The 298-nt window shown below is 43.6% G+C and carries 1 protein-coding gene; it reads left to right on the top strand.

Features of this window, described 5'->3' with window-relative positions:
* Window positions 1–298: DDE-type integrase/transposase/recombinase (locus tag KDM92_RS18370; RefSeq protein WP_212685801.1), on the top strand; the 298-nt coding region annotated here is incomplete at both ends.

Here is a 298-nt window from a genome sequence, read left to right as displayed (position 1 = left end):
GAGTTTAATGTCGCTGGTGAGAAGCTTTATCTGTCACCGATTTTAGATCTGTTTAATGGCGAAATCATCGCCTTTGAAACAGCGAAAAGACCCGTTTATAAAATGATTGATACGATGCTTAAAAAGGCTTTCAAACGGCTGTCGCCAATCGATAAACCCATTTTGCACTCTGACCAAGGATGGCAGTACCGCATGCCAGCCTATCAAATATCACTAGCGTCACGAGGCTTAATCCAGAGTATGTCACGCAAAGGTAATTGCCTCGATAATGCCGCGATGGAGAGTTTCTTTGCCGTTT

This window comes from Affinundibacterium baiyunense (assembly GCF_018139645.1).
Taxonomy (GTDB): domain Bacteria; phylum Pseudomonadota; class Gammaproteobacteria; order Burkholderiales; family Burkholderiaceae_D; genus Undibacterium; species Undibacterium baiyunense.
The sequence above is the reverse complement of the archived record's forward strand: the minus strand, read 5'-3'. Positions and strand labels throughout refer to the sequence as shown.